Source organism: Aeromonas sp. FDAARGOS 1408, from assembly GCF_019048665.1.
Taxonomy (GTDB): Bacteria; Pseudomonadota; Gammaproteobacteria; order Enterobacterales; family Aeromonadaceae; genus Aeromonas; species Aeromonas dhakensis.
On the sequence record NZ_CP077394.1, the window covers coordinates 3,455,541 to 3,472,808 of the forward strand.

A 17,268-nucleotide genomic window follows, 5' to 3' on the forward strand; every position below is an offset into this window, starting at 1 on the left:
TCCTCATGGCAGCCGGTTGCGCAAGGCGACCGTGGTTTCGGCCACCCAGTACCAGTGGCTGTCGGTTGCCTGGAAGGTCGCGCCGGCGAAGCTGATGGCCTGCGGATCCGACACCACATTGCCCTGGTTGCTGCGCATCAACAGCTGAACGCCGATCCCCAGCACATTGTCCCAGTTCGGGTTGCTGGCGGCACTCACGTAACGATCCGCCGCCCGATCCCGGTTCTGATCCTCACCGAAGGTCAGCTGGATGTCGGTGACCCCGTCCACCAGCGGCATGCCCGCCCCCAGCCCGCTCTTGCGATAGAGGGCATAGGGCGCGCCGGCCGAGGGACGGGCGATGTAATAGACCCGGGTTTCCATCCGGCTCAATACCGAACCGGCGCCGAAGCGCTCTTCGACCGGGCTGCTGGCCCCGCCCCAGGAGCTGACGGCATTGCCCGGGGTGTATTTGTTGTCGTTGGAGTGGCCGATGTTGACCTCGCTGCCCCCCCCCACCACCTGGGTCTGGGTGATCTGGAAGATCCGCGCCTTCTGGCAGTCGGAGACCATGACGATGTCCCCCTCGCACAGGTCGCTGTAGCCCTGTTTGCCAGTGCCGCAGTAGTTGGCCTTGCTGGAGAGTTGCTGCACGAACAGCTGGGCCGCACTGTTGTTGCGGGTCACCGGCACACCGCTGCCGGTAGGCCCCTGCACCAGCAGCACGTCGGTTCCCGGCTTGGGTTTGGGCTCTGCCGAGGTAAACAGGGCCGACAACGGCGCAGGCAGCGTCGCCGTGACATTGTCATAGCCGCGCAGATAGACGGTGAAGTTGTAGGGCAGTGCCGTCGCCCCGTTGAGGGTATTGGTGATGTTGACCCCCTGCTTGCTGAGGCAGCCCTGGTAACCCACCATCCGCAGCTCTTGTTGCAGCAGGTTGACGGCAAACCGGCTGTCCTCCTGCACCCGGGCGATGGCCTCACCGGTCAGGTAGGTTTTGTGGTTGCCAAGCAGCACCTGAATGATGATCCCGACCGTCAGCAGCGACAGCAGCAGGGCGATCATCACCTCCACCAGACCGACACCGGCCTGGCGCAGCAAGGTGCGCCGCCCGTTCACAGATCCGTCCTCAGGGTCATGCTGCGCAGCGCAGGCTCGGTGGCCAGCCGGCTGGCATCCCACTGGATGGTGATGGTCGCCTGTCCGGCACTCACGGCAATGGCCCCATCACCGCCGGGCAGGCCGCCGAGCGCCTGTTTCCAGTACTGCACATCCTGTATCGCCATCGAGCTGCCGGAGACCGCCTCCCCCAGGCCGACGTTGTACTGGCCGAGCAGAGCCGCGCTGCGGTTGGCCCGCATCATGTCGGTGATCATGTAGGCAAACTGGGTCGCCTCGGTCCGGGTCAGGGCCGACTGGTTGCTCTTGAGTGCCTGCAACTGCAGGGTCGCCATGCCGAGGATGCCGATCGACAACACCAGCACGGCGATCATGATTTCAAGCAGCGAGACGCCTTGCTGGTGCTTCATATGCAGCTGGTCTCCGTGATTGAAGGGCGGCCGGCCGGGGTGATCGTGATGTCGCGCGATGCCTCCTGCGCGCAGTCGGGCGGCTGCAGGGAAAACACCAGCGCCGCCTGGGCGCGACCATCGAGAAAGCCATTGCCACTGAAACGTACCAGCGACGTATTGCCGACCAGGGTGCCTGCCCCCATGTCGGGAAAGAGTCGCAGCAACTCGCCGTTGTCCAGAGTGCCGTTGCCGTTGCTGTCGACCCAGATCTGCCAACCCGATTCCCAGTGGTTCTGGGTCAGATTGCTGGTGGAGGCGGAGAGGGTGACCGCCGTATTGCGGCGAATGGCTTCGGAGCGGGCAAGGTTGATGGCGGCCACGAAGTTGTTGGCCTGGCTGGTCAACGTCATGTTGCGCATTATCGCGCTGAAGGAGGGGACTCCCAGCGTCAGCAGGATAGAGACGAGCGCAATGGTGACCATCAGCTCGATGAGGCTAAAACCTGAACGCAAAAACATCCTGTTTCGCTCTGATTTTGTCGGGGGGCCGGCTGCACATCCATCTGCCATCAAGCCGGTGATAAGTTCATCAGCAGTCTAGGCCGCGAACCTTCGCTTGCAATTCAATCTACTCAAATCTTGGACATACATCATCAAATTTCGCTGCGATCTCACGGCAAAGCGGCCAACAAGAGCCATAAGAATCACCCATGAAAAAGCCACCTCGCTGGAGGTGGCTCAATCAGAGACGGTGTAGTCCCGCAGGGGACGCATCGCTCACAGGATGCGCAGTTCCGGCGGCACTTCAAACACCACGTTCTCTTCACGACCGGGGTGTTCGGCCACCACCTTGCCGCCCAGCTCGCGCAGACGGGTGATGACGGACTGCACCAGCACCTCGGGCGCGGAGGCACCGGCGGTGACACCGATCGCCTTGACTCCCGCCAGCCAACCGGCCTCGATCATGGAGGCGTCGTCGATGAGGTAGGCCTTGGCGCCCACCTTCTCGGCCAGCTCCCGCAAGCGGTTGGAGTTGGAGGAGTTGCGCGACCCCACCACCAGCATGGCGTCCACCAGCCCGGCCATCTCCCGCACCGCATCCTGGCGGTTCTGGGTGGCGTAGCAGATGTCATCCTTGCGCGGCCCCTGGATCTTGGGGAAGTGAGCCCGCAATGCATCGATCACGTCCGAGGTCTCATCCACGCTGAGGGTGGTCTGGGTCACGAAGCAGAGATCGTCCGGGTTCTTCACCTTGAGTTTGGCCACGTCTGCCGGCGTCTCCACCAGATACATGCCGCCCTCGCGATTCTCGTACTGCCCCATGGTACCGATCACCTCAGGGTGGCCGGCGTGGCCGATGAGCACGGCTTCGGAGCCCTTGCGGCTGGCGCGATGGACCTCCATGTGCACCTTGGTCACCAGCGGACAGGTGGCATCGAACACCTTGAGCGCGCGGGACTTGGCCATCTCGCGTACCGCCTTGGAGACGCCGTGGGCGGAGAAGATGACGATGCTGTCGTCCGGCACCTCATCCAGCTCCTCGACGAAGACGGCGCCCGCCTCCTTGAGCTTGTTCACCACGTAGCGGTTGTGCACCACTTCATGACGGACATAGATGGGGGCACCGAACTTCTCCAGCGCACTCTCGACGATGCTGATGGCGCGGTCGACACCGGCACAGAAGCCGCGGGGATTTGCGAGCAGGATATCCATCAGAGCACCTTCTCCTCGTCATCAACCCCCAGGATCTCCACCTCGAAGGTGACGGTGTGACCGGCCAAGGGGTGGTTGAAATCGACCGTCACCGACATCCCTGCCACCGCCCGGACGATACCCGGCAGCTCGCTGCCGTTGGGCTGGTCGAACAGTATGATGGTGCCGACTTTCGGCTCCACATCGGCGCCGAACTTGGCGCGGTCCAGATGGTAGATGTTGTCGGGGTTGGAGAGGCCAAAGGCCTCTTCCGGCGCCAGGGTGAAGCTCTTGCTCTCCCCTTCGCGCAGCCCCAGCAGGCACTGCTCGAAGCTCGGCGTCAGACTGCCGTCGCCCATCCGCAGACGGGCCGGCTTGCCGTGCAGCGCCGTGCTGTCGGCCACCGAGCCGTCTTCCAGCTTGATGGCGAAATGGAACAGTACGCTGCTGTCCGCAGCAATCAGCTGACTCATGAGTTTGCGTCCTGTTTTTTCTCGCCACGCAAGCCGTCCAGCACGATCATGGCGGCACCGATGAAGATGAAGCTGTCGGCCAGATTGAACGCCGGCCAATGGGCGCGCTGCCAGTAGAAGTCGAGGAAGTCGACCACATGACCCAGCACCAGCCGGTCAAACACGTTGCCGAGCGCCCCGCCGATGATCAGCGAGTAGGCGATGCCGCTCCAGCGCTGGGTGACGGATTGCTTGCGCAGCCAGTGGATCAGCAGGCCGCAGATGGCGAACGCCAGCACGGCGAAGAACCAGCGCTGCCAGCCGCCTTGATCCGCCAGGAAGCTGAAAGCAGCCCCCTTGTTGTAGACGTGGACCAGGTTGAAGAAGGGGGTGATCTCCACCCCCGGATAGCCAAACGGCAGCAGCTTGACCACGGCGAGCTTGCTCGCCTGGTCCAGTACGAAGGCCAGCACCGCCAGCCACAGCCAACGCAGGCCGCTTTTATGTTGAGTCATGTTCATCAGGCAAATTGACGAGTTTCGCCGTCACCCTCGACGTTGGTGACGCAGCGGCCACAGATCTCTTCGTGGCCCGCGATGGTGCCCACGTCTTCCACATGGTGCCAGCAGCGGTCGCACTTGGCGGCGGCAGACTGGGCCACGCTCAGCCACAGGTCATCGCGCTCGGTTGCCACGGCCTCAGCCGGTGCGGCATCGACGCTGACCACCTTGGCCTTGGAGGTGAGCAGCACGAAGCGCAGCTCATCGGCCAGGGCGTTCAGACGCGCAGCCAGCTCAGGCTTGGCGAACAGAGTCAGCTCGGCCTGCAGAGAACCGCCGATGCGCTTCTCGCCACGGGCCACTTCCAGCGCCTTGTTCACTTCACCGCGCACGGTGAGGATCTCGGCCCAGAACTCGTCGTTCAGCACTTCGCCCGCTTCCAGCCCGAACAGGCCGTCGTACCACTCCTCGGTGAACACGAACTCGCCGCGCTCGCCCGGCAGCAGGGCCCAGATCTCGTCGGCGGTGAAACTCATGATGGGCGCCATCCAGCGCACCATGGCTTCGGCGATGTGATAGAGGGCGGTCTGGCAGGAGCGACGGGCCAGGCTGTCGGCCTTGGCGGTGTACTGACGATCCTTGATGACGTCCAGATAGAAGGAGCCCATCTCGATGGAGCAGAACTGCATCAGCTTCTGGGTCACGCCGTGGAAGTTGTACTCGTCGAACGCGGCCATGATCTCGGCCTGTACCGCCTTGGCACGGCCTACGGCCCAACGATCCACCACTACCATGTCGGCCGGTGCCACCATGTCGGTCGCCGGATTGAAGCCGTTCAGGTTGGCCAGCAGGAAGCGGGCGGTGTTGCGAATACGACGATAGGCGTCGGCGGAGCGCTTGAGGATCTCGTCGGAGACGGTCATCTCGCCGGTGTAGTCGGTGCTGGCGACCCACAGACGCAGGATGTCGGCACCCAGCTTGTTCATCACGTCCTGCGGGCTCACCACGTTGCCGATGGACTTGGACATCTTGCGGCCCTGACCGTCCACGGTGAAGCCGTGAGTCAGCACCTGGTTGTAGGGGGCCTTGTCCTTCATGGCAACGCCGATCATCAGGGAGGACATGAACCAGCCACGGTGCTGGTCAGAGCCTTCCAGATACATGTCGGCCGGCTTGCCGTTGAACTCGGGACGGGCGTCGACCACGGAGGCGTGGGTAGAGCCGGAGTCAAACCAGACGTCCAGGGTATCGGGCACTTTCTCGTAGTTGTCGGCGTCCGCGCCCAGCAGCTCGGCCTTGTCCAGATCCCACCAGGCCTGGATGCCGGACTGCTCGACCCGCTTGGCCACCTCTTCCATCAGGCGCACGGAATCCGGGTGCAGCGCCTGGGTATCCTTGTGGACGAACAGGGAGATGGGCACGCCCCAGGTACGCTGACGGGAGATGCACCAGTCAGGACGGTTCTCGACCATCGCCTGGATGCGATTCTTGCCCCAGGCCGGGACCCAACCGCTCTGGCCGTGTTCGGCGATGCCCTGAGTCTCGATACGCTCGATCTCTTCCAGGGCGCGCTTGCGCAGACCCTTCTGCTCCATGCTGATGAACCACTGGGGGGTGGCACGGAAGATGATCGGGGTCTTGTGACGCCAGCAGTGCGGGTAGGAGTGGTTGAACACCTTGTGGTGCAGCAGGGCGCCACGCTCGGTCAGCACCTCGACCACGGCCGCATTGGCCTTGAACACGTGCTGGCCGGCAAACAGTTCGGTATCCGGCAGATAGACGCCGTTGCTGCCAACCGGGTTGGCCACTTCCAGACCGTACTTCTGACCGACCACGAAGTCTTCCTGACCGTGGCCAGGGGCGGTGTGCACCGCACCGGTACCGGCGTCCAGGGTGACGTGATCACCCAGCACCACAGGCACGTCGAAGCTGTAGAAGGGGTGGTTGAAGCGCAGCAGCTCGAGCGCCGCGCCCTTGGCGTAGCCCAGGTTGTGGAAGTGCTCGATGCCGGCGCGATCCATCACGTCCTTCACCAGCTCGGCGGCCAGGATCAGACGCTCGGGATTGTCACTCTCGACCTGCACCAGCGCATAGTCGAGATCGGCGTGCATGGCGATGGCGCGGTTGGCCGGCAGGGTCCACGGGGTGGTGGTCCAGATCACGGCAGAGAGGGGTCCCTTGCCGGTGTGGCCTTCGGCGCAGTCAAACTTGGCGGCCACGGCAGCCTCGTCGACGGCCTTGAAGCGCACGTCGATGGAGGGGGAGTTCTTGTCGTAGTACTCCACCTCGGCTTCAGCCAGCGCGGAGCCGCAATCGGTACACCAGTGCACCGGCTTGGAGCCTTTGTGCAGGTGGCCGTTTTCAACGATCTTGGCCATGGAGCGGATGATGTTGGCTTCGGTGCCAAAATCCATGGTCAGGTAGGGGTGTTCCCAGTCACCCAGCACGCCCAGACGGATGAAGTCGGTCTTCTGCGCTTCGATCTGGGTCTTGGCGTATTTGCGGCACTCGGCGCGGAACTCGGCGGCGGAAACCTTCTCGCCCGGCTTGCCGACCATGCCTTCCACTTTCAGCTCGATGGGCAGACCGTGGCAGTCCCAGCCTGGCACATAGGGGGAGTCGAAGCCGGAGAGGCCCTTGGACTTGATGATGATGTCTTTGAGGATCTTGTTGACCGAGTGACCGATGTGAATGCTGCCGTTCGCATAGGGGGGGCCATCGTGCAGAATGAACGAAGGCTTGCCCGCTTTGGCGCGGCGAATGGCGCCGTAAAGATCCTGATCGTACCAACGTTTCAGCATGTTGGGTTCGCGTTTGGCCAGATCGCCACGCATCGGAAACTCGGTTTCCGGAAGATTCAGGGTGTGTTTATAGTCGCTCATCAGTCCTGGGTTCCCTTCTTTTCTAAAAGAGTGCTGGGTAAATGAAATTGTGGCAGCCCGAACCAGGCTCGGGCCGCCAGGGCATCTCGTTCGATCTGCTCTTTCAAGGCGGTGAAAGAGGCAAACTTCTGCTCTTCGCGCAGCTTGTGGCGAAGCAGCACCTTGACCTGTTGACCATAAAGGTCGCCAGAAAAATCAAATAGATGTACTTCCAATCTGGCTTGTGTACCGCTCAAGGTCGGCCGTACACCCACATTGGCGACACCGGGGAAGGTCTTGCCGGAACATATCACTTCCACCGCGAACACGCCACCGACCGGGATCACCTGACGCTTGAGGGCCAGATTGGCGGTGGGAAAACCTATGGTGCGGCCCAGCTTTTCACCGTGAGCCACCCGACCGCTGATGGTATAGGGACGGCCGAGCATCAGCTCCACCTCCGCCATCCGGCCAGCCGCGAGGGCCTCGCGCACCAGCGTGCTACTCACCCGCTGACGGGACAACTGGAAGCTCTGGGTGCTGATCACCTCGAAGCCGAAGCGCCGGCCGGCCTCCTCCAGCAGGTGGAAGTCCCCTTCCCGCCCCTTGCCGAAGCGAAAATCGTCGCCGACCACCAGATAGTGCACGCCGAGTTTCTCCACCAGCAGCTGCTCGATGAAGGTGGTGGCGGACTGCTCGGCAAAGCGGTGGTTGAAGCGCACGCAGAGCATGCGATCGATCTGCATCCCCTTGAGCGCCTCGTACTTCTCCCGCAGGCGGCTGAGGCGGGCCGGCGCCGCAGCGCCGGCAAACAGCTCCAGCGGCTGGGGTTCGAACAGCATGACGCAGGCCGGCAGGCCGAGCTGGGCGGCCTTTTCCTGCAAGCGAGCCAGCACGGCATGATGACCCTGATGGACCCCATCAAAGTTGCCAATGGTCAATACACACCCCCGGTGACGGGGCTTGATATTGTGAATACCGCGGATAAGCTCCATCAGTGCCTTGTGCTTTGCTGCTATGAAAATCGCCGGATTATATATCAGGCGGCACGCCGGGTCAGCCCTGTTGCTGACCCGATTTCAGCCGCTCCGCCCCGACAACAGGTTCAGGCGGGGCTATCTCGCCGCAGGGGCTGACTCAGTCGTCCCGCCCCGCTCTCAGATCTCTTGGCCGGATCCCAAGCGCCAGCAGGACACCGGCATAGATGGCCCCCCCCACGACCAGCAGCATGGCCAGCTGCATGGTCGCCTTGCTCATGTGCCAGGCGCCCCACTGGGCCAGATCCGGCGAGAGGTACAAGAGCACGCCCCCCATCAGCAGGCTGGCGGTCAGCAGTTTGAGACAGAATACCCCGGTGTGACGGGACGGGCGGTAGACGCTCTGCTGATGGAGCCCCCTGAACAGCAAAGCCGCGTTCAGCGTGCCCGAGCAGGCGGTCGAGAGGGCCAGCCCCACGTAGCCGAGCGGATAGATGAAGAGCAGGTTGCAGACCATGTTGGCCGCCATCGAGATCATCCCGATCCGCACCGGCGTGCGGGTATCCTGGCGGGCGTAGTAGCCCGGCGCCAGCACCTTGATCAGCATCAGCGACAGCAAGCCCGTGGTCGATGCCAGCAAACTGGCGCTCGACATGCTCACTTCGTGCAGGCCGAACTCGCCGCGCATGAACAGCACCCGCAGGATGGGCTCGCGCAGCACGGCGATGCCCACCATGGCCGGCAGGCCGAGCAGCATCACCATCCGCACCCCCCAGTCCATGGTACGGGAGAAGTCGGCCGGGTCGGCATCCACGTGCTTCTTGGCCAGCGCCGGCAGAATGACGGTGCTGATGGCGACGCCGAACATGCCGAGCGGGAACTCCAGCAGCCGATCCGAGTAATAGAGGTAGCTGATGGCACCGGTCGCCAGGAAGGAGGCGAGCATGGTGTTGACCAGCAGGTTGATCTGGCTGACCGAGACCCCGAACAGGGCCGGGATCATCAGGGTACGGATCTTCACCACCCCCGGGTGGTGCCAACCCCACTTGGGCCACACCAGCATGTTGAGCTGGCGCAGGAAGGGGAACTGGAACAGGAACTGCACCAGACCGCCGAGGAAGACACCGATGGCCAGCGCCAGCTCGGGGTTGTCGAGCCAGGGTGAAATCCACCAGGCGGCGGCAATCATGGTGATGTTGAGAAAGATAGGGGTAAAGGAGGAGACCCCGAAGCGACCGAAGGTGTTGAGAATGGCCCCCGCCATGGCGGTGAAGGTGATGAACCAGAGGTAGGGGAAGGTGATCTTGAGCATCAGGCTGGCCATCTCGAACTTCTCGGCCGCCGGCCCGCCGTGCAGCCAGTCCCAGAACCAGCCCCAACCAAACAGGGCGGTCAGCACGCCTGACCCCAGCACCCCGAGCAGGGTGACCACGGTAACGATCCCCCCCAGGGTGCCCGCCACCGCAGCCAGCAACTCGCGCACTTCGCTCTCGTCGCCCTTTTTCTTGTACTCCGTCATCACGGGAACAAAGGCCTGGTTGAAGGCACCTTCGGCGAACAGGCGGCGCAGAAAGTTGGGAATGCGGTTGGCAAAGAAGAAGACGTCTGCGGCCACCCCGGCGCCAAGCAGATTGGCGATGACCACATCGCGAACCAAGCCCATCACGCGGGACGCCAACGTCATTCCGGACACTATCATGCCGGATTTGATCAATTTCTTACTCAAGACGAGGCCTCTGGAACTGTCGGAATGAAAAGAATGCTGATAGAATCGGCCGACAGTTTAACCGTCTCCCACCTGACACACCACCGGGGGGCGGTGTTTATTTGCACAAATCATTTGACAATATGTGGTTGAGAAGGCATATTTCCGGGCCTTTTCAATACACTCGCTAAGACAGTTTTAGGAGTTTTACCTTGGCTAACATCAAATCTGCTAAGAAGCGCGCTCTTCAGTCAGAGAAACGTCGTCAGCACAACGCCAGCCGTCGTTCCATGACCCGTACCTACCTGAAGAAAGTCATCGCTGCCATCGCCTCCGGCGACAAGGCTGCTGCGACTGCCGCTTTCGCTGTTGCTCAGCCGATCATGGATCGTATGGCGACCAAAGGCCTGATCCACAAGAACAAAGCTGCTCGTCACAAGAGCCGCCTGTCTGCCCAGATCAAAGCTATGGCTTAATCAGCGTCTGCTGATAAAGCTGAAAAAACCGGCCTTTGTGCCGGTTTTTTATTTCTGTTCGCTGCAGTACAACTTGTGCAGCAACCCTATCATCTCGCGCACCTCGTAGCTGCGCAGCGAATAGTAGACCGTCTGGGCCTCCTTGCGCGTCTCCACCAGTTCATCCCGCCGCAGCACGGCCAGGTGTTGTGACAACGCCGACTGACTCAGACCAAGCCGCTCGTTGAGCTCCCCCACCGACAGCTCCCGCTCCAGCAGCTGACACAGGATAAACAGCCGCCGTTCATTGGCCAGCGCCTTGAGCAGTGCCACCGCCCGGCTCGCATTGGCCTCCATCTCTTCCAGTTGCATCTCATTCCCTCTCGTTCGAGGCAAGAATCATACTCTGTGGCCCGTCAATTTAAAATGACAGGGTTGCCGGTTGAATCATGGCAAAGTCCTCCTGGCCGGCAAACAGGAAGGAGAAATCACTCTCGCACACCCGTTTTACCGCCGGGTGCTGGATCATCCGCTCGGCGAAGATGACGTAGTACTCCTCCATCAGATCCTGGGTCTCGCCCAGCAGCATCACCCCCTCCCCTTCCAGGATCTCCTCCCGGTAGATGGTGGGTGCCATGAAGATGCCCTGGTTGAAGAAGCCGAACGCCTTCATCAGGGCCGCATCGTCAAACTCGCCGAGAATGCTGGGGGAGACCCCCTGCTGCTCGAACCACTGGGTCAGCTGACGACCCATGGCGGTACGCCGGCCGGGGATCAGCAGCTTGCGCTCCTCCAGACAGGCGGGAAACGGCAGCGATGGCAGCGGCGCCTTGCAGAAGAAGCTGACCCCGCAACCACCAAGTCGCTTGGAGAGCAGGCCGGCGTGCTGGCTGGAGTCCACCGGGCAGTCGGAGAGGATCATGTCGAGCTTGTGTTCGCTCAGCTGCTCCAGCAACAACTCGTGGGTCGATTCGAAGCAGCGCAGATGGATGGAGCCATCATTGGGGATGACGGAGAGCAGCACCCGGCTGGCTAGGCGTTTGGAGAGGGCGTCGGCGATGCCGACGTCGAACAGGATCTGGCTCTCCTTGCGGTAGTTGACGATATCCAGCATCTCGTAGGAGAGGCTGAACATCTTGTCGGCATAGCGGAATACCAGCTGGCCCAGCTCGGTAGCCTCCAGGGAGCGCCCCTTTCTTATCAGCAATTTGCCGCCGAGGCGCTGCTCCAGCAGCTTGATCTGGCCGGTGACGGTCTGCGGCGTCAAGAAGAGGGCTTCCGCCGCTTGCGTGACGGAGCCCTTCTTCTGGGTCATCCAAAAATAATAGAGATGGTTGTAGTTAAGGTGTGACATCCGATGGGGTTCCCGCCTGGCGCGGGCTCCGGTAGCAACTGAGTTCAGCCGCCAGAATGTCATACATGTCGCTGATCGAGTCAACCTTGTTCGCGCCGAACTGCTCCTGCAGGTGGGCCTTGAGGCTGACCGGATCCGGCATCCGTTCCCCGCAGTAGCGCTTGTTGGACTGCTTGACCCGCTCGCCGGCCCGGCTGCTCAGTGCCCGCTCGGCGAAGGTCTCACCAAACTGCGCCTTGGCCTGCTTGTCCCCCAGCAGCAGGGCGCTGTCGACCACGCCGCTGAGGTAGGCCGAGCAGCTGGCCGAGGCTGCATCCTGCTGGCAATCCTGCAGACTGCCGGCCCAGGCCGCCTGGCTCAGCGCCAGCATGGCCCACCATCCTACTCTTTTCATAACCCCTCCGTGCTTTGATCGGCCTCCCGGTTCGGGAGCGCCATGCGCAGGGCGAGATAACCGACGATCGCCGCCAGGGTGGATCCCACCAGGATCCCGAGGCGAGAGTAGCTGCCGTAATCCAATCCGCCGTGCTCGAAGGCCAGCGAGGCAATGAACATCGACATGGTAAAGCCGATGCCGCACAGAATGCTGACCGCAAAGATCTGTCTGAAGTTGACCCCAGGTGGCAGTTGGGCAATGCCCAGCTTGACCGACAGCCAGCTGATGGTGAACACCCCGAGCGGCTTGCCGATGAACAGCCCCAGCATGATGCCCATGGGCACCGGGCTCAGCAGGGAGGAGAGACCTATCCCCTCCAGCGACACCCCGGCGTTGGCAAAGGCGAACAGCGGCAGGATCAGGTAGGCACTCCAGGGGTGCAGGGCATGCTCCAGATGCTTGAGTGGCGACTCATAACGCTTGCCGTTGAGCGGGATCATGAAGCCCACCACCACGCCGGCCAGGGTCGCATGGACGCCCGACTTCAGCACCGCCACCCAGAGCACCAGCCCGACCAGCATGTAGAGGCTGATCCGATCCTCGCCGCGGCGATTCATCCACAGCAGGGTCAGGGTCGCCAGGATGCCGATCGCCAGCGCCGTCAGCGACAACTGCTGGGTGTAGAACAGCGCGATGATGATGATGACCCCCAGGTCATCCATGATGGCCAGCGCCAGCAGAAACACCTTGAGACTCACCGGCACCCGCTTGCCCAGCAGCGCCATCACCCCGAGGGCAAAGGCGATGTCGGTGGCGGCGGGAATGGCCCAGCCGGCACGCGCCACTTCGTCCGAGTAGTTGAAGAAGGCATAGATCAGGGCTGGCGCCAGCATGCCGCCCACCGCCGCGATGGCCGGGAAGGTGGCCTGCACCCGGGAAGAGAGGGCCCCCTCCAGCATCTCGCGCTTCACCTCGAGGCCGACCAGCAGGAAGAAGACAGCCATGAAGCCGTCGTTGATCCAGAGCAGCAGCGGCTTGTTGATGTCGAGGGCGGCAATGCGCACCTGCACCTGGGTATCGAGGAAAGCCTGATAGCTGCCGGCCAGGCCGCTGTTGGCCAGAATCATGGCCAGCATGGCTGCCATGATCAGAATTATTCCGGAGGCGGCCTCCAGTTTGAGGAACTTCTTGATTACGTCGCTCATGGTTAAAATATCCACAGTCTTACTTTGATTTGAGTCTATATCCGATAACAATCCGTGAAAAATCGTTTCTTACTGCGAAATACAACGAAAAAACCGAAGGCAAAATCAAACATGCCTGCTATAAGCAGGTTTTTTCTCGGGCGGATATCACTCGAAACTCCCCCATAAGAATGAATATTCTGTGGTTTTTATGCATAAAAAAGGCGCCTCATGGGCGCCTTTCACATCAGATGGCGACGGGCGCCTTGATGCCGGGATGGGGGTCGTAACCCTCGATCTCGAAATCCTCGAACCGGTAGTCGAAGATGGAGTCCGGCTTGCGTTTGATCAGCAGGGTCGGCAGCGGGCGCGGCTCGCGGGAGAGCTGCAGCGCGGTCTGCTCCATGTGGTTGGAGTAGAGGTGCACGTCACCACCGGTCCAGACGAAGTCCCCCACCTCCAGGTCGCACTGCTGGGCCATCATGTGGGTCAGCAAAGCATAGCTGGCGATGTTGAACGGCAGGCCGAGGAAGACGTCACAGCTGCGCTGGTAGAGCTGGCAGGAGAGTTTGCCGTCCGCCACGTAGAACTGGAAGAAGGCGTGGCAGGGAGCCAGCGCCATCTTGTCCAGCTCGCCCACGTTCCAGGCGGAGACGATGATGCGACGGGAATCCGGGTTGTGCTTGATGTCGTCCACCGCCTTCTGGATCTGGTCGATGACAGACCCGTCAGCCGCCGGCCAGGAGCGCCACTGGGCGCCGTAGACCGGGCCAAGATCGCCGTTCTCGTCGGCCCACTCGTCCCAGATACTGACACCATTTTCTTTCAGATAGGCGGTATTGGTGTCGCCGTTGAGGAACCAGAGCAGCTCGTGAATGATGGAGCGCAGGTGGCACTTCTTGGTGGTCACCAGCGGGAAGCCTTCGGCCAGGTTGAAGCGCATCTGATGGCCGAACAGGGAGACGGTGCCGGTGCCGGTACGGTCGGACTTGACGGTCCCCTCATCCAGGATCTTCTGCATCAGGTCGAGATAGGCTCTCATTGTTTTGCCTCCTTCACGGCGTTGCCGAACAGCTGCGGGCGCTTGTAGGCGGCCCAGATCATCAGGGCACCGATGAGGATCATCGGAGTAGAGAGGATCTGGCCCATGCTGATCTCGTTGAAGTAGAGCCCCAGCTGGCTGTCAGGCTGGCGTACGAATTCCACCAGGAAGCGGAACAGGCCGTAGAACAGCAGGAACATGCCGGAGATGGCGCCGCGCGGCGGGTTCTTGCGCCAGAACAGGTTGAGGATGATGAACAGTACCACCCCTTCCAGTGCGAACTGGTAGAGCTGGGAGGGGTGGCGCGGCTCGGGGCCCGCCTCCGGGAAGATGATGGCCCAGGGCACATCGGTGACCCGACCCCACAGCTCGCCGTTGAGGAAGTTGCCGATGCGGCCGACGCCGAGGCCAAACGGAATGAGCGGTGCCACGAAATCGGCCACGGTAAAGAAGTGGCGCTTGGTCTTGTGGGCAAACCAGACCATGGCGGTGATGACCCCGATCAGGCCGCCGTGGAACGACATGCCACCGGTCCAGATCTTGAACAGGTAGAGAGGATCGGCCAGGAACATGTCGAAGTTGTAGAACAGCACGTAACCGACCCGACCACCCAGGATCACCCCGAGGAAGCCGTAAAACAGCAGGTCGGACACCTCGTTGCGGGTCCAGCCGCTGTTCGGCGCATCGGCGCGACGCCCCGCCAGCCACATGGCAAAGGCGAAGCCAAACAGGTACATGAGACCATACCAGCGTACCGATAGTGGTCCCAAACTGAATGCTACGGGATCAATCTGCGAGAAAACCCAATATCCATCGTGCTGCATAAGCGGCCCCAGTCATAAGAAAAGCCGCATTTTCCGATCATTCGTCAGCAGGGACAAGGCATGATTATCAATCAGACTGTTTCGTTTTGTGACCGGCACGCAGCAAACCGCCCAGACCGTGCTCTTCCAGATAGCGGGCAAACAGGCCGCGCAGCACATGGGGATTGTCGTGCTTGAGGCCGTCGGTCAGCAGCACAGTCAGCTCGCTCAGGTTGGCCTGGCGCAGTACGTACTTGATGCGTGCGATGTTGTGGGTGTTCATGCTGAAGCGACGATAGCCCATGGCCAGCAGCAGCAACACCCCGACCGGATCACCGGCCAGCTCGCCACAGACCGAGACCGGTTTTTGGTAGCGACGGGAGGCATCGACCAGCAGCTGCAGGGCACGGATCACCGCCGGATGGAAGGCGTCGTAGATGTTGGCGACCCGGGCGTTGTTGCGATCCACCGCCAGCAGGTACTGGGTCAGGTCGTTGCTGCCCACCGACCAGAAGTCGATGAGCGGCGCCATCTCGGGCAGGATGTAGAGGGCGGAAGGCACCTCGATCATCACCCCGAGGCTCGGGTAGCGGATCACCGCCTCACGGCTGGCCGCCTCTTCCGACACTTCGCGCCAGGCCTGATCCAGCAGGCGGCGAGAGGCCTTGATTTCACTGACGCTGCTGATCATCGGCAGCATGATGGCCAGATTGTCCAGCCCTTCGCTGGCCCGCAGCATTGCCTTGAGCTGCACCAGGAACAGTTCGGGGTGATCCAGGGTGAGCCGGATCCCCCGCCAGCCAAGGAAGGGATTTTCCTCGACGATGGGGAAATAGGGCAACTGCTTGTCACCCCCCACATCCAGGGTCCGCATGCAGACCGGCCGGTTGCGATAGGTCTCCAGAATGCCGCGATAGCGGGCGGTCTGCTCCCACTCGGAGGGGAAGCTGTCCTGCAGCATGAAGGGGATCTCGGTGCGATAGAGGCCGACCCCGTCCGCCAGCTGATTGAGAGAGATCTCGGTGTCGGCGCTGAGGCCGGCGTTGAGCAGCAGAGAGACAGGCACGCCATCGGCAGTCTCGGAGGGCTGGTTGTCGACGCTGCGCACCAGGGTATCGAGCGCCCGCTCTTCGCTCAGCAGCTGACGATACTCGGTCAGGATCACCTGATTGGGCTCGATGAAGAGATCGCCGCTGTAGCCATCGACCACCAACATGCGACCACCGATGTCGCCGAGCGGCAGATCCACCCCCATGATGGCCGCCACCCCCATGGCGCGGGCCAGGATGGCGGCGTGGGAGTTGGTGCCCCCCTTGAGGGACACCACCCCGGTCAGGAACTCGCGGGGCACCTCGGCGAGGATGGTGGCCGTCACCTCATCGGCAACCAGCACCACCGGCTCGCCGATGGCGATGTGCTCGGGCTCGTTTTGCACCAGCCGACTGATGAGCCGCTGAGCGATGTCCTTCACATCGGTGGAGCGCTCCTGCAGATAGGGATCCTTCATCCCCTTGAACTGCTCGATGAGACGATCGCTGATGAGCTTGACCGCCGAGACCGCCGTCCAGTGCTCCTTGCTCACCTTGTTGCGGATCGGCTTGATGTAGCCGGGATCGTCCAGCAGATGCAGGTAGATATCGAAGATCGCCACCGAGTCCTGGCTGTAACTCTCGCGAAAACGCAGGGCCAGACTCTCCAGGTCGTGGCGCACCTCTTCCACCGCCACGTTCAGCCGCGCCAGCTGGCTGGCGTGATCCTCATCCTTGCGCGGGGTGATGGAGCGCAGCTCCTTGCGTGGCCGCCACACCCAGGCCTTGGCCATGGCGATGCCGCTGGCCCCGGCAATGCCGCGCAGCGGCTTGCTCCAGTCGGTCTTCTGCAGCCACCCCTTGGCCTGAGCCTGGGCGATTCGCGCCGCCAGCTGGGCCGCCAGGGTGACCATGAAGGACTCCTCCCCCTCATCGAAGAGGCGGCTCTCCTTCTGCTGCACCACCAGAATGCCCACCACCTGGCGCTGATGCATGATGGGAGCGCCGAGGAAGGAGCGAAACGCCTCTTCGGCCACATCGGGCAGGAATTTGAAACTGGGGTGGGAGGGGGCATCGGCCAGGTTGATCAGCTCTTCGCGTTGACCTACCAGGCCGACGATACCCTGCTCGAACGGCAGAGTGGCCTTGCCCACCGCCGACTCGGCCAGACCGTCGGTCGCAGCCAGCCGGTAGCGGCGCATTTCAGGTTCGGAGACGTAAACGGAACAGCAGTCCACCGACATGGCCAGCCGGGTCTGGCTGACCAATGCCTGCAAGGCCAGCTCGAGGGTATTGGCTTCGGCCATGCTTTCGACGATGCGTCTGAGTTCCGTTAACAACTAATCTGTG

17 protein-coding genes are annotated in these 17,268 nt (G+C 62.1%); 1 reads left to right on the forward strand and 16 read right to left on the reverse strand.

Features of this window, described 5'->3' with window-relative positions:
• Nucleotides 1–3 precede the first annotated feature (3 nt).
• The 9 genes from I6L38_RS15865 to murJ all read right to left on the reverse strand — a co-directional run bounded on the left by I6L38_RS15865 (nt 4) and on the right by murJ (nt 9,697).
• Nucleotides 4–1,098, reverse strand: coding sequence for a PilW family protein (locus I6L38_RS15865; protein ID WP_043169251.1), 1,095 nt, complete (start codon nt 1,096–1,098; stop codon nt 4–6).
• Entirely contained in the window at nt 1,095–1,508 is a 414-nt protein-coding gene (tppB, locus tag I6L38_RS15870) for a type IVa pilus pseudopilin TppB (protein WP_005308826.1), read from the reverse strand. The genes I6L38_RS15865 and tppB overlap by 4 nt, the downstream gene beginning before the upstream one ends.
• The gene (tppE, locus tag I6L38_RS15875; RefSeq protein ID WP_043169253.1) at nt 1,505–2,008 is read right to left on the reverse strand and encodes a type IVa pilus pseudopilin TppE; all 504 of its coding nucleotides are present in this window, start codon (nt 2,006–2,008) and stop codon (nt 1,505–1,507) included. The genes tppB and tppE overlap by 4 nt, the downstream gene beginning before the upstream one ends.
• Nucleotides 2,009–2,266: 258 nt before the next feature.
• Complete coding sequence (gene ispH / locus I6L38_RS15880; protein ID WP_024942017.1) at nt 2,267–3,202, reverse strand: 4-hydroxy-3-methylbut-2-enyl diphosphate reductase; 936 nt, start codon at nt 3,200–3,202, stop codon at nt 2,267–2,269.
• Nucleotides 3,202–3,654, reverse strand: coding sequence for an FKBP-type peptidyl-prolyl cis-trans isomerase (gene fkpB / locus I6L38_RS15885; protein WP_043169257.1), 453 nt, complete (start codon nt 3,652–3,654; stop codon nt 3,202–3,204). The genes ispH and fkpB overlap by 1 nt, the downstream gene beginning before the upstream one ends.
• Entirely contained in the window at nt 3,651–4,154 is a 504-nt protein-coding gene (gene lspA / locus I6L38_RS15890; protein WP_017763995.1) for a signal peptidase II, read from the reverse strand. Before lspA ends, fkpB begins: the two co-directional genes overlap by 4 nt.
• Complete coding sequence (gene ileS / locus I6L38_RS15895; RefSeq protein ID WP_043169261.1) at nt 4,154–7,015, reverse strand: isoleucine--tRNA ligase; 2,862 nt, start codon at nt 7,013–7,015, stop codon at nt 4,154–4,156. Before ileS ends, lspA begins: the two co-directional genes overlap by 1 nt.
• A complete protein-coding gene (ribF, locus tag I6L38_RS15900; RefSeq protein ID WP_005308812.1) occupies nt 7,015–7,989 on the reverse strand; it encodes a bifunctional riboflavin kinase/FAD synthetase in 975 nt (324 codons plus the stop codon). The genes ileS and ribF overlap by 1 nt, the downstream gene beginning before the upstream one ends.
• A 142-nt stretch (nt 7,990–8,131) precedes the next feature.
• Nucleotides 8,132–9,697 (reverse strand): murein biosynthesis integral membrane protein MurJ, encoded by a 1,566-nt coding sequence (gene murJ / locus I6L38_RS15905; protein ID WP_010635140.1) that lies wholly within the window; start codon nt 9,695–9,697, stop codon nt 8,132–8,134.
• A gap of 191 nt (nt 9,698–9,888) precedes the next feature.
• Here murJ and rpsT point away from each other — a divergent pair, with 191 nt between their 5' ends.
• Nucleotides 9,889–10,152, forward strand: a complete 264-nt coding sequence (rpsT, locus tag I6L38_RS15910; RefSeq protein WP_005308808.1) for a 30S ribosomal protein S20 — start codon at nt 9,889–9,891, stop codon at nt 10,150–10,152.
• Between the two features lie 48 nt (nt 10,153–10,200).
• Here rpsT and I6L38_RS15915 read toward each other — a convergent pair whose 3' ends face one another.
• From I6L38_RS15915 to ptsP, 7 genes are all read right to left on the reverse strand, one after another.
• Nucleotides 10,201–10,503 (reverse strand): metalloregulator ArsR/SmtB family transcription factor, encoded by a 303-nt coding sequence (locus tag I6L38_RS15915; protein ID WP_005308804.1) that lies wholly within the window; start codon nt 10,501–10,503, stop codon nt 10,201–10,203.
• Between the two features lie 49 nt (nt 10,504–10,552).
• On the reverse strand, nt 10,553–11,485 hold the full coding sequence (nhaR, locus tag I6L38_RS15920; RefSeq protein ID WP_005308802.1) for a transcriptional activator NhaR: 933 nt from the start codon (nt 11,483–11,485) through the stop codon (nt 10,553–10,555).
• On the reverse strand, nt 11,472–11,855 hold the full coding sequence (locus I6L38_RS15925) for a hypothetical protein (protein ID WP_005308716.1): 384 nt from the start codon (nt 11,853–11,855) through the stop codon (nt 11,472–11,474). The genes nhaR and I6L38_RS15925 overlap by 14 nt, the downstream gene beginning before the upstream one ends.
• 20 nt (nt 11,856–11,875) lie before the next feature.
• Nucleotides 11,876–13,066, reverse strand: a complete 1,191-nt coding sequence (nhaA, locus tag I6L38_RS15930; protein WP_005308714.1) for a Na+/H+ antiporter NhaA — start codon at nt 13,064–13,066, stop codon at nt 11,876–11,878.
• A 226-nt stretch (nt 13,067–13,292) separates the two neighbouring features.
• A complete protein-coding gene (thyA, locus tag I6L38_RS15935; protein ID WP_042008720.1) occupies nt 13,293–14,087 on the reverse strand; it encodes a thymidylate synthase in 795 nt (264 codons plus the stop codon).
• On the reverse strand, nt 14,084–14,911 hold the full coding sequence (lgt, locus tag I6L38_RS15940) for a prolipoprotein diacylglyceryl transferase (protein WP_017765294.1): 828 nt from the start codon (nt 14,909–14,911) through the stop codon (nt 14,084–14,086). The genes thyA and lgt overlap by 4 nt, the downstream gene beginning before the upstream one ends.
• A gap of 67 nt (nt 14,912–14,978) precedes the next feature.
• Complete coding sequence (gene ptsP, locus I6L38_RS15945; protein WP_043169270.1) at nt 14,979–17,258, reverse strand: phosphoenolpyruvate--protein phosphotransferase; 2,280 nt, start codon at nt 17,256–17,258, stop codon at nt 14,979–14,981.
• Between the last annotated feature and the right edge of the window lie 10 nt (nt 17,259–17,268).